This is a genomic window from Limnothrix sp. HT2024 (assembly GCF_059138625.1).
On record NZ_CM181121.1, the window covers coordinates 2,712,589 to 2,734,506 of the forward strand.

General features: G+C 55.0%; 15 protein-coding genes and 1 tRNA gene. 9 read left to right on the top strand and 7 right to left on the bottom strand.

The window, feature by feature from the left end:
* Positions 1–293: 293 nt before the first annotated feature.
* Positions 294–1,991: a M14 family metallopeptidase gene (locus AC2IAX_RS10870; protein WP_494387521.1), complete on the bottom strand. Its 1,698-nt coding sequence runs from the start codon at positions 1,989–1,991 to the stop codon at positions 294–296.
* A 728-nt stretch (positions 1,992–2,719) separates the two neighbouring features.
* On the opposite strand from AC2IAX_RS10870, the gene AC2IAX_RS10875 reads away from it, so the two are divergent.
* The 5 genes from AC2IAX_RS10875 to AC2IAX_RS10895 all read left to right on the top strand — a co-directional run bounded on the left by AC2IAX_RS10875 (position 2,720) and on the right by AC2IAX_RS10895 (position 8,504).
* The gene (locus tag AC2IAX_RS10875) at positions 2,720–5,209 is read left to right on the top strand and encodes an ATP-dependent Clp protease ATP-binding subunit (RefSeq protein WP_494387522.1); all 2,490 of its coding nucleotides are present in this window, start codon (positions 2,720–2,722) and stop codon (positions 5,207–5,209) included.
* Positions 5,210–5,298: 89 nt separating this feature from the next.
* Complete coding sequence (locus AC2IAX_RS10880; protein ID WP_494387523.1) at positions 5,299–6,339, top strand: hypothetical protein; 1,041 nt, start codon at positions 5,299–5,301, stop codon at positions 6,337–6,339.
* Between the two features lie 35 nt (positions 6,340–6,374).
* Positions 6,375–7,676, top strand: a complete 1,302-nt coding sequence (gene dcm / locus AC2IAX_RS10885) for a DNA (cytosine-5-)-methyltransferase (protein ID WP_494387524.1) — start codon at positions 6,375–6,377, stop codon at positions 7,674–7,676.
* A gap of 122 nt (positions 7,677–7,798) precedes the next feature.
* The gene (locus AC2IAX_RS10890; RefSeq protein ID WP_494387525.1) at positions 7,799–7,921 is read left to right on the top strand and encodes a hypothetical protein; all 123 of its coding nucleotides are present in this window, start codon (positions 7,799–7,801) and stop codon (positions 7,919–7,921) included.
* Positions 7,922–8,048: 127 nt separating this feature from the next.
* Positions 8,049–8,504 carry an SRPBCC family protein gene (locus AC2IAX_RS10895; protein ID WP_494387526.1) on the top strand — a complete coding sequence of 152 codons (456 nt, stop codon included), beginning with the start codon at positions 8,049–8,051 and terminating at the stop codon, positions 8,502–8,504.
* A gap of 68 nt (positions 8,505–8,572) precedes the next feature.
* On the opposite strand, the gene AC2IAX_RS10900 is transcribed toward AC2IAX_RS10895, so the two are convergent.
* Complete coding sequence (locus AC2IAX_RS10900; protein WP_494387527.1) at positions 8,573–8,983, bottom strand: hypothetical protein; 411 nt, start codon at positions 8,981–8,983, stop codon at positions 8,573–8,575.
* Positions 8,984–9,078: 95 nt separating this feature from the next.
* On the opposite strand from AC2IAX_RS10900, the gene hslO reads away from it, so the two are divergent.
* Positions 9,079–9,981: an Hsp33 family molecular chaperone HslO gene (gene hslO, locus AC2IAX_RS10905; protein WP_494387528.1), complete on the top strand. Its 903-nt coding sequence runs from the start codon at positions 9,079–9,081 to the stop codon at positions 9,979–9,981.
* 87 nt (positions 9,982–10,068) lie between these two features.
* Positions 10,069–10,141 (top strand) — tRNA-Ala (locus AC2IAX_RS10910).
* Positions 10,142–10,566: 425 nt separating this feature from the next.
* Here AC2IAX_RS10910 and AC2IAX_RS10915 read toward each other — a convergent pair.
* The 4 genes from AC2IAX_RS10915 to uvrC form a co-directional block, all read right to left on the bottom strand.
* Positions 10,567–11,703: a hypothetical protein gene (locus tag AC2IAX_RS10915; protein ID WP_494387529.1), complete on the bottom strand. Its 1,137-nt coding sequence runs from the start codon at positions 11,701–11,703 to the stop codon at positions 10,567–10,569.
* Between the two features lie 376 nt (positions 11,704–12,079).
* A complete protein-coding gene (locus AC2IAX_RS10920) occupies positions 12,080–12,604 on the bottom strand; it encodes a GNAT family N-acetyltransferase (RefSeq protein ID WP_494387530.1) in 525 nt (174 codons plus the stop codon).
* Positions 12,605–12,643: 39 nt separating this feature from the next.
* Positions 12,644–13,027, bottom strand: a complete 384-nt coding sequence (locus AC2IAX_RS10925) for an STAS domain-containing protein (protein WP_494387531.1) — start codon at positions 13,025–13,027, stop codon at positions 12,644–12,646.
* Positions 13,028–13,449: 422 nt separating this feature from the next.
* Positions 13,450–15,549 (bottom strand): excinuclease ABC subunit UvrC, encoded by a 2,100-nt coding sequence (uvrC, locus tag AC2IAX_RS10930; RefSeq protein ID WP_494387532.1) that lies wholly within the window; start codon positions 15,547–15,549, stop codon positions 13,450–13,452.
* 313 nt (positions 15,550–15,862) lie between these two features.
* On the opposite strand from uvrC, the gene AC2IAX_RS10935 reads away from it, so the two are divergent.
* Complete coding sequence (locus AC2IAX_RS10935) at positions 15,863–17,989, top strand: beta strand repeat-containing protein (RefSeq protein WP_494387533.1); 2,127 nt, start codon at positions 15,863–15,865, stop codon at positions 17,987–17,989.
* Positions 17,990–18,672: 683 nt separating this feature from the next.
* Entirely contained in the window at positions 18,673–21,210 is a 2,538-nt protein-coding gene (locus AC2IAX_RS10940) for an alpha/beta hydrolase family protein (protein ID WP_494387534.1), read from the top strand.
* A 63-nt stretch (positions 21,211–21,273) separates the two neighbouring features.
* On the opposite strand, the gene AC2IAX_RS10945 is transcribed toward AC2IAX_RS10940, so the two are convergent.
* Positions 21,274–21,732 carry a hypothetical protein gene (locus tag AC2IAX_RS10945; protein ID WP_199291368.1) on the bottom strand — a complete coding sequence of 153 codons (459 nt, stop codon included), beginning with the start codon at positions 21,730–21,732 and terminating at the stop codon, positions 21,274–21,276.
* Between the last annotated feature and the right edge of the window lie 186 nt (positions 21,733–21,918).

Below are 21,918 nucleotides of genomic sequence, written 5' to 3' on the forward strand. Positions count from 1 at the left end.
AATAAAAATCAGAAGTGTTTAAGAGTCAACGATTGATGCATTATTATAATCTGGGACTAGTCTATACAATCGACGGTAACATAGCACCACAGTAGTAGGATAACTTTTATCGATGGGGTGTTGTCAAGTAACTGTGGTCTAAGGTCGTTATTATCCTGCTGCGGCTGCAGGATTAGTACCCCCGTCTATGGGACTTGTAATCAAAGTCATGGAAGCACCACAGCCACTCAAGTTTTCTGATCGCGTGCGCTAAACTGCCTTCCTCTGGTTATAGCTTCTGAAATTTTCAGGGTCTATGAACTCGGCAAGACGATCGCCCGTTGAACCCAGCCTGCCCGATCGCCCCGAGCTGTGAGATCCACCACCATCCCCGGTTCGCCGCGCACCAGCCACACCACCCGCGATCGATCGTCCGTCGGATCCATGTGGTCGTAATAGGGCGTAGTCGGTTGGTGCGATCGCCCCGCCAGATGACCCAAGCTCACTTCCAGTTGACCGCTCACCAGCTCCGCCCCCGACGGCAGGGCGATCGCCGCCCGACAAGGTTGCACCGCGCCCTTTTCGATCGCCTTTTGCGTGCCATTGGTCGGCAGCCAGCCCGTGTTTTGCACCACCCATTCAATTTGGAATAGCCGATCGCCCAAGGATTGCGCCGTTGCCTTCACAACTTCCAGGCGCGGCGAAATCAGCAATTGCCACAGCAGCCAGCGGGGAAACCGTTCGATTTCTCGCTCCAACAGGTGAGCTGGTGGGTTGCGCCAGGTGCAAATTTGGTTCCAGCCGCCCAGCTCCACCTTGCCCAATTGCGGATGTTCCCAGGCGTACCAATCCACATAGCCGCGCCCGTCGAGAACTTCGTCATTCCACTTCAGCAGCGCCAAATCTTCCTCGATCGGGTGGTCATCCAGCCACTCCAGCAGTTTGGGCGTTTTCACCCCCGCCGCCTGGGGCAAATTCCACAGCTCCACCGTCCAGGCAAACAGCCCCCGCTCCTCGTAACACCAATCGTCAAAGGCCCCGGTCATCACGTTTTTCGGATGGTCACAGTAGCCCTCAAACACGCTGGTGGCAGGGTAATCGGTCAGCTCCGTGCCCTTTTGCCCGATCGCCCGGTAATTCAGCCAATCCGCTTGGGGCAGTTCCATATCGGTGGCATGGCTGTAGGGGCGCAACAACAGGCCGCCAAAGGTGTGAAAGGCCACGGCGGCGTTCAGGTTTGGATGCTGGGCAATAAAATCCGCGATCGCCCGGGTTTCCGGCTCCGAGGTGGGATAGTTGCCCGCGCCGGTTTGCTCTGGCTCCGGTCGCCACTGCATCGGGAAATTGCGATTCAGATCCAACCCTTCGGTGGGCGGCGGCGTGGCGATCGTTGCGCCGTCGTAGCGATCGATCCGGCCTTCCGGCAGCAGTCGATAGTAAGTGCCGCCCGTTTCGATCGGGTCGCGCCGCACCAACAACCGGGGATCGCGATCGGACACCTTCCAGGCCCCGTTTGGATCCGGCACCCGCATCCAAAGAATCCGCCCGTCCCCGTCGATATCTTCCATTTGCAGTTCGCTGGGGCCGCCCGCCAACCGATCGCCCGGGTAGGGTCGGGTGCTCGATCGCACAAATTTGGGGCGATCGGCCAGGGCCAGCTCAGCCCCATCGGGGTTCACTCGCGGGCAAATATAAAATGTCCGCGAATCCAGACAGCGGGTAACGTCCGGATCGCGGCCATAGTGCCTTGTCAAAAAGTCGAGGAGATAGAGACAGGCCGTTGAAGGGGCCAGCTCTGTGGCGTGGATATTGCCATCCACCCAGAGGGCCGGCTTGTGGCGATCGGGCCCGGTGTCACGATTGGTGATGGTTAATAACCAAATATCCCGGCCCTCGTAGCTGCGGCCAATGGATGCCAACTGGACAAGGTGCGGAAATGCGGCCGCGTAGCTCTGCAAAATCTCCGACAGCTCCGCATAGCGGTAGAGACGATCAAAAGAAACCTGACCCATGGGTGTTCTGTGTTCTTGGCCCAGCCCGACCAGAGGATGCATCGTGAATCACCATACCCGCCCAGTTGGGGCTTGATCGGGATGCCGATCGACGTGAATCGACGTAAATCGACATGAAGACGTAAATCAAAAACGACTAACGCTAGATCTATGCCCAATCAAAGCCCAAGCAAAACCCAATCATGGCCCAATCAAAGCCCAACCATGGCCCAACCGAGACTGATGAAGCATGTCTGGGACTTGTTTGGGGGGAATCAAACCCGGCCGGATTGCCCACCAACCCGCGCGATTGTGGCTCAGGGAGAGATACCAGCCTTTGGATTCCAGCACTTTAACACCTCCCTGAGGGGTCTTGCCCCCTATCGTTCCTGCCCTTGTCGCAATTCCCGTACCCGCGCGATCGCGCCAGGCCATACAGAATCCTTTAAATTAGTTTTAAGGTTGTAAACATTTATTCACAGTTTCCCATCCCCTAGCTCAAAACATCGGCACTGATTTGGGGTTAAGGAGCCGCTGTGAGCCTGTTGCTAGCCCATTTTCGGGCTGTTGACTTGGTTAATGACAAATCCCCGGGATCTGTCCATCGATTTGATTCATGGGAGCTGCTTGGTCTGTTCATTGGGTCTGTTCACTGCGATTCGCCCATGATCACCTTTGGTGATTGCCCCGTCACCACGAGCCAGCCCGGTTCAACCGCGTAATCTTGCCCTCTTGCCCCTCTCTGCACCATGTTTGAGTATTTTACCGATCGCGCCATCCAAGCCATCTTGCTCGCCCAAGAAGAATCCCGCCGCTTAGGCCATCGCCTTGTGGGCAGTGAGCAAATTCTGCTCGGCTTGTTGGGTGAGCAGTCCAGCCCGGCGGCCCAGTTGTTGGCGGCGGCGGGGGTCACTCTGGAGGGGGCCCGGGCCCGGGTGGAAGCGCTGATTGGTCGCGGCGCGGGCATGGTTCCCGATGAAGTGCCCTTTACGCCCAAGGTGAAGGCTCTGTTTGAGGCGGCCCTGGCCGAAGCGCGCCAACAGGGCCAAAAGGTGGTGGCTCCGGAGCATTTGCTGTTGGCGATTATTCGCGATCGGGACAACTCGGCGGTGAAGGTGCTGCGGAGTATGGATGTGGATCCCGATCAATTGCGGATCAATTTGATTCGGTTGCTGGGGGAAACGGCGGCGGTGGCCGCGGGCGATCGGGGCGAGTCCCGGCGAGAGTCCACGGGCGATCGCACCGACAGCGGCAGCATTTTGGCCACCTATTGCACCAACCTGACCCAGGCGGCGATCGAGGACAAGCTTGATCCCGTGGTGGGGCGCGATCGGGAAATTGAGCGCGTGGTGCAAATCCTCGGCCGCCGCAGCAAAAATAACCCGATCTTGATTGGGGAGCCGGGTGTGGGCAAAACCGCGATCGCGGAAGGCCTGGCCCAACGAATTGCCCTGGCCGATGTGCCGGAAACCCTGCTCGATAAGCAAGTCTATTCCTTGGATATGGGGCGGCTGCTGGCGGGCACGCAATATCGCGGGGCCTTTGAGGAGCGGCTGAAAGAGCTGGTCAGCGAAGTACAACAGGCCGGCAACGTGATTGTGTTTATTGATGAAGTTCACACCCTGTTGGGCGCGGGCGGAATGCAAGGTGGCCTGTCGGCGGGCAACCTGCTGAAGCCGGCCCTGGCGCGGGGTCAGTTGCAATGCTTGGGTGCAACGACGCTGGATGAATACCGACAATATATTGAGCGGGATGCGGCGTTGGAGCGACGGTTCCAGCCGGTGAAGGTGGGTGAGCCGACCCCGGCCGAGGCGATCGAGATTTTGCGCGGCCTCCGCAGCACCTATGAAACCTTCCACAACGTGCTGATGACCGATGAGGCGATCGCGGCGGCCGTGACCTTGGCCGATCGCTACATTGCCGATCGGTTCTTGCCCGACAAGGCGATCGACCTGATCGACGAAGCCGGCTCCCGGGCCCGCGTCAGCGTCGGCAAAAAGCCCGCTCACGTCCGCGATTTGGAGCAGCAACTGGCCCAAACCGTGGAGGAAAAGGAGCAAGCCGTGGAAAACCAAGACTTTGAAACGGCGGCCAAACTGCGCGATCGGGAATTGGTGATCACCGAAGAACTGGCGATCGCCCGCCAAACCCCGGCCAAAGAGCGCCCCCGCCCAACCATTACCGCCGAAGACATTGCCGAAATCGTCAGCGCCTGGACGGGCGTGCCGGTGACGCAGCTTTCCGATGCGGAAGTGGGGCAATTGCTGAACTTGGAAGCCAAGCTGCATGAGCGACTGATTGGGCAAAACGAGGCGATCGAAGCGGTCTCGAAGGCCTTGCGCCGGGCCCGCTCGGGTCTGCGGAATCTGGAGCGCCCGATCGCTAGCTTCCTGTTCCTGGGCCCTACGGGCGTGGGCAAAACGGAACTGGCCAAAGCCCTGGCTCACTTCATGTTCGGCTCCGATGAATCGATCATTCGGATCGACATGTCCGAATTCATGGAGCCCCAGTCCACCTCGAAGCTGATTGGTAGCCCGCCGGGATTCGTCGGCTACGGCGATGGCGGCCAGCTCACGGAAGCGGTGCGCCGCCGCCCCTACAGCCTGGTGCTGTTTGACGAGGTGGAAAAGGCTCACCCGGACGTGTTCAACCTAATGTTGCAGTTGCTCGATGAAGGGCGGCTGACGGATTCCCAGGGGCGGGTGGTCAGCTTCCGCAATTCGCTGATTGTGATGACCTCCAACCTGGGGGCCAAGGCGATCGCCAAGGGCGGGGCCAACCTAGGCTTTGGTCTGGCCAGCGACAGTGCCGAGGGCCGTTATCAAGCGATTCGCGATCGGGTCACCGATGAGCTGAAAAACTTCTTCCGCCCCGAGTTCCTGAACCGGCTGGACGAGGTGGTGGTGTTCCGCCCCTTGGAAAAATCGGAAGTGCGGCAAATTGTCGATCTGTTGGTGGTGCAGGTGGCCGATCGGCTGGTGGAGCAAGACATTCGCCTGACCGCGAGCGATCGGTTCAAGGACAAGGTGGCCGATGAGGGCTTCGACAGCAGCTTGGGGGCCCGTCCGCTGCGCCGCAAGGTGACGCAACTACTGGAAGATGCCCTAGCCGAGGCGATTTTGTCGGGTCGGATCAAGGGGGGCGATCGGGTGTTGGTGGACTTGGCTGACAACGGCGAAACCCTGCTGAACATCGAGTCCCAGGCGATCGACCTGCGCTTACCGGCGAGCGTGAGCTAGGATTAGCCAGCAACGGCATGAGGCGATCAGGTTTTGCCCTTCTCCTCGTGTCGTTGCAGGGTCTAAGTTAGCAACTCTTGATGGGAGCAATGTTCTCGAAGCAAAGAACCCTAGCAGACCTACAAGCTGAAGCAATTCTCCACTGGCCAACGGAGTTGCTTCAACGAGCGGGTCACAAAAGCACACTTCCAATTCTTTTAAAAACTCAAGACGCTTTCATTTCGTTGCTGAAAATTTGTGACAGCCACCCAGAAGCTTGGATTAGCGGACTCGAACAGAGCCGTCTTCTATCAGGCTCCTTATTTCTAAAACATTTGATGGTTGCTAGTGATTTAGGAGGGGAAGCACTCAATAAGCTGCCTCCTTTATCTCGGTATTTTTCCGACGGAATTTTACAATTTGAATGGCAAGGACAAGTTCAAGAATATTCGTTTAAAAAAATCCAAATAAAATGCTCATTGAGTAATTCAGCATTAGGTGTTGATGCTCAAAGTCTTCTCATCAAAGACAAATCTGATCAGAAAGTAACAGCAATCATGCAGGATGTAGCTATGCTGCTACTGTTCGGTTCGTCTGCAGTTTACGACACCTTGCCAGGCGATATTAAAGAAAAATGTATCCTCGGATCTTTACTCGGTAAATGCCAAGAGCTAGATAATTTTGCAAAAGAAAACTATCTTCGAGTGAGTCGTCAAGTCGCTGGCGCAACCTCCAATGATCTCGGGCATTTAGCTCAAGATTATGTCTTGAACCACCTCAAAGACTTACTCCCATCAAATTGGGAGCTGCTCAAGGATTCGTCTCTACCGAAGGTTTCACATACTCAAGATCAACGAGAAACGAACTTTGATATTGTTGTTCGGTCTCCTCAAAATCAATATTGTGGAATTGAAGTCAGTTTTCAAGTCACGACCAATAGCGTTATTGAAAGAAAAGCCCGAGAGTCATCTTCTCTTTTGGCAAGTGCTCACAGTGAAAATCATAAAATCTGTTATGTCATTGACGGGGTTGGTAATATCGAAATTCGTAAGAGTGCTATTAATATTCTTCTGGAAAACAGCGATTTCATTTCTACTATGTCACCAGAGAGCATTCAGAAGCTAGCCGAATTTTTAATCAAAAATCTTTAGGCTATTTGAAATCTAGATTACTTAAAAGGACAAGCATGATCAAGTTTGTTGATTTATTTGCCGGTATTGGCGGAATGAGGAAAGGGCTAGAATTAGCTCTTTCAAAACAAGGACTGAAAGGAGATTGCGTTTTCTCCAGCGAAATCGATGAAAAAGCCAAGCAAACTTATCAACTTAATTTTGGTGAAGAGCCTTATGGGGATATTCGGGATGCTGATTACTTACCGACCCATGACGTTCTCTTGGCGGGTTTTCCTTGCCAATCTTTTTCCTATGCTGGCAAGCAGAAAGGTTTTGCTGATACCAGAGGTACGCTCTTTTTTGAAATCGAAAGACTACTTTCTAATTCAGAGAAAAAGCCTAAGATTCTTCTATTAGAAAATGTTAGAGGATTTACAACTCATGACTCCGGCAGAACTTATAAAACTGTAATCGAACGATTAAAAGTCCTGGGATATTGCACTAAAACTTTACTCCTGAACAGCTCTAACTTTGGCGTTCCACAAAATCGAGTAAGAGTTTACATTGTCGGTATTTTGGATCATGAACCCGAGTTAACCCTGCAATCGAATGTGGGAACTCCAGATTCTCATCAATTTAAAAAAACATTTTCTCAAATTGATTTATTTATCAATCAATCGCAATACTGTTGTGTTCGAGATATTTTAGAACGCAACCCTGATCCACGATATCAATGCTCAGAAACATTCACGGAGCAATTACGTCTTGCTCTCAATGGCAAACCTTTAGAAACTCTACATGGTTTTCGTTTGATTGATTATCGAGGTGGCAACTCAATTCATTCCTGGGATTTGGGTCTTAAGGGAAATTGTTCCCTTGAAGAGCGAGATTTAATGAATGCTATTATTGAAAATCGTCGCAAAAAGCATTTTGGTACACATCAAGATGGAAAAGCTCTAACGCTAGAACAAATTAAAACCTTCTGGAATCAGGCCAATCTCGAAAAACTTTTGCAGGACTTAGTGAGTAAAGGTTATTTACGATTCATTGACAATAAATATAATCCCAAATGCGGCAACATGTCGTTTGAAGTATTTAAGTTTCTAGATCCTGATAGCATTTCTATTACACTCACTGCCAGTGATTCTCATCGTTTGGGTGTTGTACAAAACGGAATTCCAAGGCGAATTACTCCAAGGGAATGTGCAAGGCTTCAGGGTTTTCCTGATGACTTCCAGTTACATACTGATGATATAGCGACCTATCATCAACTAGGAAATTCTGTATCTGTGCCAGTCATTCAAGCAATTTTTGAAGATTTATTTAGATCCTCAACTGCTTTACATCATTCAGAGCTTCTATTAATTTCTCGCTAAACTCATTAGCCATATAGATTCTTGAAGAATTCTACTGTTGGCTGCGATGAGTGACATTCCCATAGCATTGGGATTAGCTTGATCACAGCGATGGCTCAACGGTTCTTGCTCCTCCCCAGCCTATGTCGGATCCCAAACGCCCCATTTTGGATGACGATGCTGGTTTGCCCTGGGTGCGATCGCCCCAACACCTGTGGCTGATCGGCGCGGTGATCGCGACGGTGATCCTGTGGCAACTGCCGTAAGGAGCGTTGCCCTACGCACCCTACGGGCGATCACATCAGGTTAATCGCCACGACCGAGAGCCAGAGTGCTATCGTAGGCATCGGTTGAGCGTTTCACCGGGCGATCGCAACAGCCCGCCAATTCCCCATGACCGACTGGCTCGAACACAGCGTTCAAGTAGAAGTTCCGGTTCCGATCGAGCATGTGTGGAGCCTTTGGTCTGACCTAGAACAAATGCCCCGCTGGATGAAATGGATTGATTCGGTGCATATTTCCGATGCGGATCCGGAGATTTCCATTTGGCAGTTTGCTTCGGGAAATTTCCGGTTTGATTGGAAGTCGCGGATTGTGCGGTTGGTGGATAACCAAATCATTCAGTGGGAATCGATCGACGGGTTGCCCAACCGGGGAGCCGTGCGGTTTTACGATCGCAAGGGCAGCAGCATTGTGCGCATGAGCATCGCTTACGACATTCCGGGGATCGTTGGGCAGTTGATGGATCGGCTGTTTTTGGGGCGGATTGTGGAATCAACGCTACAGGCAGATTTGGAGCGCTTTCGGGTCTATGCCGAACAGTCCCTTCGGCAAACGGGCCCCACTTGAAAGCCGTCTCAAGGGGCGATCGGGACGGGATCGGTGTAACTGGTGTTTGGGGGCCACTAAGCAGAGACTCAGGTGGCCATGCCCGATCGCACGGTGGGATTCTGGCGGCTGAGATAGGCCTTCAGGCGCAACAAGCTGGTCACATGGCCTAGTCGCAAGGGCAAGATCGAGACCCCCTCAACGCGCGATTGCAGCCACCCATCGCCCCAATGCCATTCGTGGTGACCATCGATTGCCCCGGCCAGAATGAGCGAGAGGCCCCGATCATTTGCCCACTGGACATGGTGCTGAATTTCCAGGGGCCCTAACCAACTGGTGTAGGTTATGCCGGTGACCAGGCGATCGGGCAAATTTGCCGAAAACCGCTGGGGGCCAATCCAATGGGGCCATTCGCTAGGGCGCAGAATGCTATCGCCAATTCGGGTTGCGGAGGCTTCAAGTTCAATGCGCAACTGGGCTTGTTGAAAGGTGCCGAACATAGGCTTTGGGGTTCTGTAGGTTGTGCCGTAATTTGGACAGATCCAATGGATACAATGAATTAATAACGCAGGTTAAGAAATGTAAGGGTTTTGTCATGGGCGATCGTCTAATCCGAGCCACTGCCGCCGATGGGGGTATCCGCGCGGTGGGAGCCATCACCACCCGTTTGACCGACGAAGCCCGAGTCCGGCACAACCTATCCTACGTAGCCACCGCTGCATTGGGTCGCACCATGACGGCCGGCCTGTTGCTGGCCGCCAACATGAAGCGCACGGAAGCTCGCGTTAATTTGCGCTTTCGGGGGGATGGGCCCCTGGGCGTTGTGATGGCGGATGCGGGCTGCGATGGCACGGCTCGGGGCTATGTGGGTAATCCTAGTGTGGAGTTGCCACCCAACGCCAAGGGCAAGCTCGATGTGGGCGGGGCGATCGGGAAAGGCTACCTCTATGCTGTGCGTGATTTTGGCTATGGCTATCCCTATTCCAGCACCACGGAAATTGTCTCCGGGGAAGTGGCTGAGGATGTGACGCATTACTTGGCGAATTCTGAACAAACGCCTTCGGCCCTTTCCTTGGGGGTGTTTGTGGAGCCAGACGGAGTGACGGCGGCCGGAGGATTGCTGATTCAGGTCATGCCGCAGGCCTCGATCGAGGATTCGGCCCTGGCGTTGTTGGAAAGCCGCATTGAAGCCCTTCAGGGGTTCACCCCACTTTTGCGGAGCGGCAAATCTTTGCCCGAGATCCTGCAAGATTTGCTCGGGGATATGGGTTTGGAAATTTTCCCGGAGGTGCAAATGCTGCGCTTCCACTGTGGTTGCACCAATGAGCGAGTGCTGCGGGCCCTGAAGACGTTGGGTGAAGATGAACTGCGGGACATGATTGTTAAGGACGGCGGCGCAGAGGCCACTTGCCATTTCTGTAATTCGGTCTATCAAACGGACGTTTCAGGCTTGGAGCAACTGATCGAAGAATTACGGGCCGAGGCGGCGAATTCCTAGATCAACGCCATCGGGGCAACTTTTTTGTGCAGAGGGCTTGCATCTTTCGGAAAATTTGCTAAAATTGGTTTCGCCGAACCACGGCGCGGGGGTTTAGCTCAGTTGGTAGAGCGCCTGCTTTGCAAGCAGGATGTCAGCGGTTCGAGTCCGCTAACCTCCACTCAGGTCTGAGCAATTTAAAGCAGCTTAAATCTTGGAAACCATGGCAGTATTCTTAGCGTGGTCTTCGGGGCTAGCTAGTAGCGCGACAGGCATAAGGCATTAGGTCAAAGTTGCAGGGCTAGTCGTGGTAACAAGGGGCTTAAGCCCCTTGCTGCCTAACGATCAGGTGACGGTAACAGTCATATAGTCTGACCCAGTGAATTAAGGCAGCCGCACTACTAGAGTTTGGTTGATGGCGCTCGCCCTTGATTGCGCTGGGCTGATTCTAGTGGGCTGTGGCGATCGGTTGGGGGCATGAAACCAGCCAGCCAACCACCGTCCTCGATCGGGGCCAGGGGCCAAATTGACCGGCCCCGATCGGGCTAGTTGGTCGCTGGAACGGTGACGCTGGGATGGTTGGGTCTTAACGTGCCGGTCTGGATGTTATTTGCGATCGATCCAAACCTTCAGCGCTTCCAGTTGCAAACCATCGCCCCGCAGACCGCAGAACTCGCCACCGCTCAGCACATTGGAGTTGCCATAGCGGGCGAAGTGTCCTTGGTAGAAGAGTTGATAGCGATCGGCTTCGGGGCCCGTCAGCTCGATCGTGAATCCTTCTAGGCGGCGGCTTTCGCGGCGGGATCCGACGTATTCCCCTTCGCCCACCCAAGCGGTATCACCCGTGCTTTGCAGGTGACCCATGTAGCGGATGCCCAAACCGGGAATCGGTTGCTTAAAGCGAATTTGTATCCCCTCGATGGCGCGAGATTCGCCGATGGTTCCAGCAAATTCTCGATCGCTGAAGGTGCGATCGCCAATGCCGCCGATATGCACCATCACTTCCAAGGCCACTGCGCCGGCCGTTGGAGCCGTGGCCCCAAAAATCACATCGTTGGCTTGCAAAGGCGCGACAGTTTGGGTGCTGGGGGTTGCTCGGGGAGCGGGGGCCACTTGGCCACCCACTTGCAGCTTGCCTCGGGACGCGGCCACGGCCAGCGATCGACCAAAGGAACGGGCCACGGTGTCTTCCAGTTGCACCCAGCGATCGTCATCTAGGCGATCGGCCTCTTCCAACAGGGTCAAGAGGGCGCAAAGGGGATGATTGCCCTTCACCAGGGAGATGGCCACTTGGGGCAAGTTGGTGGGCACAGCGGTGGCCACCAGGCCGCGCACCTGCCGCGCTTGAGTTTGGCAATCTTCGAGGGCCCCTTGGGCATCGCTGCTGCCGCTGTAGCGAATGGACAGCAGGCGATCGAGCATAGCCAGCGCCTGTTGTTGAACCGCTTCCGGCGATCCAATGGGCATCAAGGAGCGAATAAAGTCTTCCAGTTCCCGCACAGAAACCAAGTTGGCCGGAATGGCTCCCCCTGTTAAACCCGCTTCCTTGGCCAGGGCGATCGCCCGATCGCGCAGGGTTTCAAAGGTTTGTTGATAGCGGGCGGCTTCCTGGAGCAGTCCGGCACTGGGTGGTGTACCCAAATTGGTTAACTCACCGGCCGCCAGAGAAAGCCGGGTACCCAAGCTGTTGTAGCTACTGGCGAGGACGCTCAACTCTTGCAGCAGCGTGTCGAGGGCGAGCATAGGAAATTTAGTTTGAAGGGATTGAGTTAGTTGAATCGACTCCTGGGCAATGGTTTGGGGTATTCACAATCGAGGTGTGAATCATAATTCAGCGTCCGTGATTCATCCGTCGTGAATCATTAATCCCCAACCTGATTGATCGGGTTAGGTCGATCAAGTTAATTGTGCTGAGTGAACCAAGCCTATTGGAGCCAACGATAACCATACCACCGGCTCTAGGGGGTGTCGTCATTTTTTGAGGTGATGCTGAAACGGTTGATCTTCTGTGCCCTAATCGTCGCAACAAGATGCTCAAGCCCCTTGTCTCACACAATCCGCTAACGGCAGATCTAGGGTTTTGGGCGAAATGACGACAGGCCCTAAGCTGCAAATTAATCTATGAATTTGTGGAAATGGGTTGATTAGCGGCAATTGACCCATAGGCGATCGATTTGCAGTAGAGACGATCGCACCGGGGCGTTTCAACCCCTTGGGTTAATTGATAGCCGCTGGTTTCATACAATTGCACGGCCGTTGCAAGGACGCTGGCGGTTTCCAACCAAGCAGTCTGAAAGCCATGCCTGGCTGCAGCTTGCTCCAGTTGTTGCAACAGCCAGCGTCCCAAACCCTGGCCGCGGGCCAGTGGAAGCAGATACATTTTTCGGATCTCAACCGCGCGATCGCCTCGGTCGATCGGGTAGTAGGCTCCAGTGCCTACGAGTTGCGACCCTTGGTAGATCACCCAAAATTCTCCCCCGGTCGCGAGATAACAATCCTCCACGGCCAGGACATCTCGATCGGCCCCTGTTGGTTCCCAGGGCAAACCATACTCCGTCAGCACAGTACGGATCACAGTTGCGGCGGCCGCCCGATCGCGAGGTTGCCAATCCTGAATCCGAAACCCCTTAAACACTGCTTCCATGGCATCTAACAGGCAGGATTCCAACCCAAGCGGTTTCCACTAGGCCGCCAGGGGATTAAAAGTCGGCTCCAGGGTCTGTTGTTCCCAAGCGGCCAATGCCGCCGCCTGCGATTCGTAGATGGGAAACACCCGATCGAGCTGAGCAATTTCAAACACCATCCGCACCGGATCCGAGGGCGCACAGAAGAGCAGCGCTCCGCCCTGCTGTCGAGCCAGCTTGAAACCAGCAATGAACGCCGAAAGACCGGAACTGTCGATTGAACTCACCTGAGATAAATCCAGCAACCAAACCGGAGTAGAAGTTTCCGTAGCGCTAACTTTCTGGGCCAGTTGCTCAAATTGTTGACGCAGATCGGCGCTGCTGTGGGTGTCGCAGCGACCTTGGAGTTCGAGTACATGAGGGCTGTACATCATGGGCACCATAAACCTTCCTAGAGAGCGAGCATTAACAACCGGCTCGGGGCCGGCCCCGTGTTTCGAGCCACGGGTCTATTCTGCTGATTGGAGGAGAGTGGAGGTGCGGCGGCGATCGCCCTAATAGGGTAATCGCGATCGCAAGTTACACGGGGCTAACTGGACTACCAAATGGGGCGCACCCCCGATCGTTGCCCGTTACCAAGGCTATTCTGTCAAGAGAGCGGCCCGGCACGCCTGGGAAAAGGTTCGGAGATTACGACCTGGGGCGGGCGGTGATGGTTCCAGCCGCTGATCCTCGGGTGGGCTGTTGGCTCAGGGAGTCAAAGTGCTGAAACGTTGCGATCGACTCGTTTTCCTGTTGATGAACCCCAGCGGGGCCCCCTGAGTCAGGTTGCGCCCGTCGCTGGCCGATCGTCTAAAGGCGGCAATCACGAAACCGTGTCGGTCAAATCAGTGCCGGTCAAATCAGTCGGATGAAAGTATTCATAAATTTGTTGGGCCAAATGGGGGCCAACGCCAGGGACTTCCTGTAACTGGGCGGGTGTAGCCTCGCGGATGTAGTCGATCGAGCGGAAGTGGGCTAAAAGTTGCTTTTGGCGATGGTGTCCTAAGCCGGGAATCTCTTCGAGGCGCGATCGCCGCATTCGCTCCGTGCGTTTTTGGCGATGGAAACTAACCGCAAATCGGTGAGCCTCGTCCCGCAAACGGCGCACCAACTGCACACCGGCCTGCTCTGGATCCGTGCGGAGGGGCTGGGATTCCTCAGGCAAAAAGATTTCCTCGCGTTTTTTGGCCAGGCTCACCACCCGCAGCTCATCTAGCAAATCCAGATCCCGCAACACGGCAACCACCGCCGACAGTTGCCCCTTGCCCCCATCAATCACGACCAAATCTGGCCAATCTTGGGTTTGGCGCTCACGTCCACCCAAAACGCTCAGAGCCGCATTGGGGGCGCTACGGGGTTGGTAATCGCGGAATCGCCGCCGAATGGTTTCCGCCAAGCTGGCGAAGTCGTCGGAGTGCCCAGGGCCAATCTCGGGATTCCGAATTTTGTAATGACGGTAATGTTGCTTGGCGGGCAAGCCATCCACAAACACCACCCGCGAGGCCACCGCATCGGATCCTTGGATGTGGGAAATGTCGTAACACTCAATCCAACGGGGCAGATCAGGCAAGTCCAAGAGATCTGCCAAATCCTGAAGGGCGGCTTGGTTGCGATCGCTGCTGCGTTGGGTGCGGGCTAGCTCATAGTCCGCATTGCGGGCCACCAGAGCAATCAAGTCCGCTTTCAGTTGCCGTTGAGGGGTCTCGATCGCCACCTTGCGGCCCCGACGCTCACTCAGCCAGTCCGCTAGCCAAGGCCCGTCAGGCAATTCGTACTGCACCAAAATCTCCGCCGGAATTTCAACGGATTCCACGGTGCTGTAGTGCTCTTCGAGGGCCTGTTGCAAAATCCGCCCCAAAACGGCGGGGGCAATGGCTGGGGCCATAACTGGCGAAATGGCGGACTCGGTTTCGGCTGTACCTTCGGCAGCAGCTTCAACCATAACGGGCGATCGGCGTTCAGATTCTTCGGATTCTGTGGAGTTTGCGATCATCGGTTGGGGAATTTCCGCCACAAAGCCCAACCGGCCCACCAGTCGTCCAGCTCGAATTTGGAATAGTTGAATGCAAGCATGGCGATCGCTGGTGGCCAGGGCGATCGCATCGCGAGAAACCCGATCGTTGGGTAGCTCCACCTTGCGATCGGCTCCCAACTGCTCCAAGCCTCGCAGTTGATCGCGCAACTGAGCCGCCAGCTCAAAATTCAGTTCCGCCGCTGCGGCAATCATCTGCTGCTGGAGTTGCTCCATCAACTCGCCCGATCGCCCCTGAAACACCATCGCCACCTTCTGCACCGTTTGACGGTAGTCCGCTGGTGTAATCAAACCCTGACAAACACCGGGACAACGGCCAATGTCGTAGTTCAAGCAGGGGCGATCTCGAAACAGGGGCTTGGGCCGTTGCCGCAAGGGAAACAAACGCTTCACCAGCCGCACAGTTTCCCGCAAGGCCCGCGCATCGGTGTAGGGACCGTAGTAGCGATCGCCGGGCTGGCTCAGCTTGCGTTTGCGGGTAATAAACAGCCGAGGATAGTCCTCCGACCAAGTAATGCAGAGATAGGGATATTTTTTGTCATCCTTCAGCAGCGTGTTGAAGTGGGGTTGATGCTGCCGAATCAGGTTGGCCTCCAGGGCCAGGGCTTCCGATTCCGTATCAGTAACGATGAATTCAATCTCCGCCACCTGCCGCACCATCAGCTCCAGGCGCGGACTGTGCAGTTGCTCCCCGATCGGCTTATTGGACTGGCCCTGAAACGGCCGGAAGTAAGAGCGAACCCGCGATCGGAGGCTTTTCGACTTGCCTATATAAAGGATGCGATCGCGATCATCCTTCATGAAATAAACCCCCGGCTCCCGAGGCAACTCGGCCAAGCGGGTCACCAAACGGGGGCGATCGTGAATGAGCAACCGTTGATTAACGCCCATGCTGACCCGAACTTCATTAAAATCGTCCCACCCCTGTACAATGCCCCATAACCTGAGCCACGATCTCCGCCACCTCTCCTAATTTTCCCGTGAATCTTGGGGAACCCATTGGAGAGCCTAGTCGTCAAGGGCTTCAGCTAGACAGTATCAGTCAACCTAAGGTAAACTTGCGCTGGCTGTACGAGTCTTTTTGGCAGTCTCAGATCAACAGAAAGCTCATAAGCTGCCTGTCACTGGATGCAACGCTGAATTGTCGATCGTTTGGTACAAGCACAGACATACAGCTACAGCAAATTTCAGAGGAGTGGAATAAGTGACTCAGTTCGGCAACAACCTACCCAACTTTTTGATTGGGTCTGGCGTAGATACCCTGATCGGTCTGGGGGATGCTGACTCTCTCGTCAGTAGCACCGCCGGCCGCAACTCAATTTTCGGTAACCAAGGCGCTGACTCGCTAATCAGCCAAGGTGGCGCTGACACCATCTACGGTGGTCAAGGCAACGACATCATCCGCAGCCGCGGCGGCTCGCTGCTGTACGGCGATCGCGGCAACGACACGATCGTGGGTGAGTCCAGCTCCACTGGTATCATCGGCGGTTCGACCGCTGGTGGTGGCGACACCATGTACGGTGGCGAAGGCGATGATTCGCTGGTTGCCAACTCCGTTGGTCCTTCGGCTTTGTTTGGTAACCAAGGCAACGATGCATTGGTAGCCGGCAACCGGGCTGATACCCTGTACGGCGGTCAAGGCAACGACACCCTGACTTCGACCGTTGGTGGTCTGCTGTACGGCGATCGCGGTAATGACAGCATCGTCCTCAGCGGTTCTGGCGTTGCTGGTGCAACCACGGTTTACGGTGGCGACGGCGATGATGCGATCACCGGTGGTGGTCGTACCCTGCTGTTCGGTAACCAAGGCAACGATACGATCACGGCTGGTGCCGCTGACTCCGTATACGGCGGCTCGGGCGCTGATGTGCTGACCGCTAGCGGCTCGGGTGCCTTCATCTCTGGCGATCTGGGTAACGACATCCTCAGCAACACCGGTGCGAACAACACCCTGGCGGGTGGCGAAGGCGACGACACGATCACCTTCAATCTTGGTGCTGCCTTCTCGACCGCTTCCGGTGGCGGCGGCAAGAACTTCCTGCAAATCCTGCCCACCATCACGGGTTCGGGTAACGTGCTGATCGCCGGTAGCCTGGGTGACACCCTGGTCGGTGCTGGCGCGAACACGATCCAAGGTGGCGCTGGCGATGACTCGCTGGTTTCCCAAGGGTCGAACGTGACCCTGGTGGGTGGTGCTGGTCGCGACACCTTCAACGTGTTGGCAGGTGGTGCAATCTCCGGCTTCAACCCCGGCGAAGGCGACACGATCATCTCGGGCACGGCTCCCTTCACGATCATCGCAGGCAGCACTGGCTTGTACCTGACCGGTACTCCGAACCGCGATACCCTGACCGGTGGCGCTGGTAACGACACCCTGGAAGGTCTGGGCAACGCTGACGTGTTGACCGGTGGCGCAGGCGCTGACGTATTCCTGTTCAAGGGCGTTGCCATCGGTGATGTAGCTTCTGTCACCTTCAGCAACAATGCACTTCCTGTGGCTGGGACAATCGGCGCTGGTACGCTGCCGTCCGCGGTTCAAGAAGTGAAGTACTTCACCGCTCTGCCCGGTATTGGTACAGTTACTTCTGGCGGTACAGGTCTGCTAACCTTCTCCAGCGGCGGTACCATTAACTGGAGTGCTGGCGGAACACTCACCGCACCTACCTTCGGTGCAGGCTTGACAATCGCCTTTGGTACAAATGGTGGTATTGGCACTACCCTGACCCCCATCTTTGGGTCGGCTAACATTGTCGATACCGGCACTACTGTGCCACTGGCAGGTTATGGCTACGCCTTAAGTGGGTTTGACACCATCACTGACTTTGAGTCAGGTGTTGACCAGATTCGCTTAGAAGGTCGTCTGTTCACCTCAGGCACTAACTTCCCGACTGCCAACGCGCCAGGAGTCTTCAAGACTGTCGCTTCAGTGACCGGTACTAACATTAGTAGCGTTGTTGGGGATCCGTCTCTCCTGATCTACGCTCGGGATACCGGTATCCTATACGGTCGTGCAGCAACAGGCACAACCAGTTCTAATCAGGCGGGCACCTTTGGTAGCCAGTTCCTGTACAATGCAACTCCTCTACCTGGAACTGCTTCTATCCGCACTGACCTGTTGACTACTGGTACAGGAGTATTTATCAACACTGGCACTACCAATGCAACTATTGGTACTGCGCAGTACTTCATCCTGCCACAGACTGCACCTGTTACGGGTGTTGCATTTGCAGGAACCAACTCGAATCTGTTGCCGATTCCGTTTGCGCAAGTGCTCAAGAGCGGTGCTGCTGTCACCGACCTGACCTACGGTCGCGATATCGTGATCTTCTAAGGTTTGACAGATTGACTCTCAAGGCAGGGTTTCGACTCTGCCTTTCCTCCCCAGCTCGGATTCCGGGCTTGGGGAGTTTTTCTTTGGGGGTTTAGGGACGATCGCCCGCTTAAACCGTTTCAGGAGATAGGCAGCAGTCGTTGGGGAAAATGTTAGAAATTGATCAGGGTTCTGAAATATTTGCAAATTTAGTCAAGCTAGCTATATTTTTGACGCGGTGCTTTCCGTAAGTCATTACTATGTCAAATTCGGGATATTAATCAATGGCTGATCAGGGTTAGGTTGTGGCGAAATGTCAGTCTCTGATTTAAAAAGTGATCATTTGTCTATGTAAAAAATGATGCTTTTGATTGCGTCCCAATGACTCTAAATGCTGGAGTGGGATCAGTTATAAAGGATCTGTAATCAGGACTAAGATGGGTTAATTAGGCTCTTAAAGTCATTAAGCCCAGAATGAAATTAATGACTTTAAGAGAATTTTGACCGCAAAAATGGGATCGCCTTGTGTTTGCTAATTGAGTTGAAATTTTGCCTGTGCCGAGCATGATCTGACTGAGAAGTCAGCACGAGGGTTCTTGATTGAAATATTGGTTTTAAGGGACAAATAAGAACGCAGTCGTGGTTGATGCGATCGGTTGGTGTGGATGTGTTGCGGTTCTTGATTGATCAGGAGTGTGAGGCCTGTGGTGGATGGAGATCGATCGAGCCGATATCGATCGCGCTGGTGGTTAGTCCTGGGATGCTTGGCCACAGTCATAAGTGGGGGATGGGCTGAATCATCGGTTTTGGCACAACCATCGGTGAAGTTACCGTCGGTGACCGGGGCCGCCCGTTGGCAGCCCGCACCGTCACCGATCGATCAAATGCTGAAAGCGCCAGCCACGCCGATCGTGATGGTTTCACCTAACCGTCGCTACGCGATCGAGCTATTGCCGGTGGGAATGGTAGCCCTTGCCGATCTAGCTGCTCCGGCTTTGCCCTTGGCTGGTTTGCGCATTAATCCCCAAACGAATGGCCCCTCACTGGGTAATTACTATCGCGGCATCAGCATCACTGAGCTAAAGACACGACAACGACAGACGGTATCTTTGCCGGCCAACAGTCGCCTCAGCAACCTGCGCTGGTCACGGGATGGCGGATCGTTGGCCCTAACGCAAACGACCGATCGCGGACTGGAGTTGTGGGTCATTGATCTAGAAACGGCTAGCTCCAGAATACTGACGGGGCCAATTCTCAATGGAGCCTACGGGCCGCCCTGCGATTGGTTGCCGGGGACAGGGGGCTTGGTTTGTAAGGTCATTCCTACCGATCGGGGTGCGCCTCCACCCATGCCAGTGCTACCTGAGGGGCCGATCATTGAGGATCATGATGGACAACGATCGCCCAATCGCACTTACACCAATCTGCTCAGTAGCCCCCATGATGAGGCTCTACTGAAGTATTACCTCAGCGCCACGATCGAGCGGATTGATTTACAAGGTCGTCGCTCATTACTGCTTCCCCCGGATTTGTACGACCACGTTACACCGTCGCCCAACGGTCAACATCTCTTGGTCGAAGTAGTGGAAACGCCTTTTTCCTATAAGGTACCGATCGAGCGTTTTCCCCGTCGCATTGCCTTACACCACCTCAACCAAGGGCGATCTCAGATTCTGACCCGCTTGCCCTTGGCGGATAACTTGCCGCTGGGGTTTGATGCTGTGCGACCGGGTAAACGGTTGTTTGGGTGGCGTACCGATCGCCCCGCCACGCTCTATTGGGTTGAGGCCTTGGACGGGGGCAATCCGGGGCAAGCCGCAACCGATCGGGATGCGCTCTACGTCCAAGAAGCCACGGATTTGGATCAGCCACCCCAACGGCTTTGGCAATCCTCATTTCGGTTTCGATACGCCTGGTGGGGCAATGGTAACCTGGCCCTGATCGAAGAAATTTGGTTCGATGAGCGGCGGGTGCGGTTGTGGCAAGTGGCTCCCGATCGCCCCGACGTGGCCCCGATTTTGCGAGGCGATCGTAACTATCAGGATCGATACCGTGACCCCGGCGACCCTTTGATGGCTCAAGGGCCCTATGGCCTCGAAGTGTTGCGGCTGGCGACCGATCAACAATCCCTTTACCTTGTGGGTCAGGGGGCATCGCCTCAGGGGAGCTATCCTTTCCTAGACCGCTGGAACTTGGTGACCAGTCAAACGGAGCGGCTTTGGCAAGCCACTGATCCTTACTATGAGTACCCGATCGACCTGCTCAGTCAGGGACAACTGCTCACCCAACGGCAATCCCAGCGCCAGGCTCCCAACTACTTTTTGCGCAACTTAGCCAACTCCGAAAGTCCAGCCCAGCCCCTGACCCAATTTACAGATCCCATTCCCGCCTTGGCTGATATTCAGCAAGAAATTGTCTATTACCAACGGGCCGATGGCGTTCCCCTCTCGGCCACGCTTTATTTGCCTCCCGGTTACCAACGCGATCGGGATGGGCCGTTGCCCATGGTGTTTTGGGTTTATCCCGAAGAATATGCTGATCGAAATACCGCCGGCCAAGTCACCACCTCCGCCAACGTCTTTAGTCGCCCCGAAGCCGATTCACCCCTGTTTTTGTTGGCCTTGGGCTATGGGGTATTGCTCGATCCCAGCCTCCCGATCGTGGGTGAAAACGGCGCAGAACCCAATGACACCTACATTGAGCAACTGATCGCGGGGGCTGAAGCAGCGGTGAATTATGTGGTCGATCGCGGCATTGCCGACCCCAAACGGTTGTTAGTGGGGGGCCATTCCTATGGAGCTTTCACTGTAGTGAATTTATTGGCTCACACCAATCTCTTCAAGGCCGGGATTGCCCGTAGCGGAGCCTATAACCGCACCCTCACCCCTTTTGGGTTTCAGGGCGAACAACGCACCTACTGGCAAGCCCAAGAAACCTATACCCGCCTGTCTCCTTTCACCTTTGCCGATCGCATTAATGAACCGCTGCTGCTGATTCATGGGCAGCGGGATTCCAATCCCGGTACTTACCCCATTCAAAGCGAGCGGATGTATGACGCAATGCGCGGCTTAGGGGGAACGGCGCGGCTGGTGCTGCTGCCCTACGAAGACCATGCCTACGAGTCCCAGGAAGCGATCGGTCATGTGTTGTGGGAAATGGCTCGGTGGTGTGATTTGTATATTGGCACTTCCACAGTGCAGCGGCTGCGGATGGATTTTCAGCAAGCTCACGCCCATCCCTAGGGGGGTGGGGATTTCCAACTTGGCGGTTCTGAATTCCCTGATTTTGCGAGCTGAACCCAAGCGCTAGAGCACCTGATGGGTGTAAGCATGTTGCTTCACGTTGTCTTCGGGGCGAACCATGCTGTTGGCGTTCAAAACACGCTTGCGATCGACCGAGTGATTTAAATCCGTCCGCCGTTGCCCGATCGGGATGTGTTGTTGGGCGCTGGGTCGGCTGCGGTAGGTGCGAGCCGCCGCGATCGCCCGGGGTTCAAAATCAGCGCACCAATGGGACTCGGGCGGGAACCCTTCCGGCAACTGTCCCGCCGCACTGGCAGCCAAGGCCGCTTCGATCGGCAGGGCGATCGCCCACTGATAAGAGGTGGGAATGCCTTGCAAAATCGTTTCTAGGGCTGCTGAAGGAATCGGCTCAATGAGGCTGACCGACTGCAACTCACCCTCTTCCTTGAGAAAGCAAGTGGCCAAGCCCAAAACTAGATAATCTTGATTGCTTAAGTCGGTGACGTGGGAGGGAAGGCTCATAGAGCAATCAATCAACTTCATGAGTTTTGGTCAGTAATCTAGCTTAAAGCCACGACCATCTCGATCAAATCGGTCTTGCATCGCCTCAACTCGTTCTCTCATCAACATTTCAGCCCCTAGACTACCCGCGTATTCGCCCTCTTGGCTTTGGATTTACTTTGGATTTGCACTGGATTCGCTTTCAAC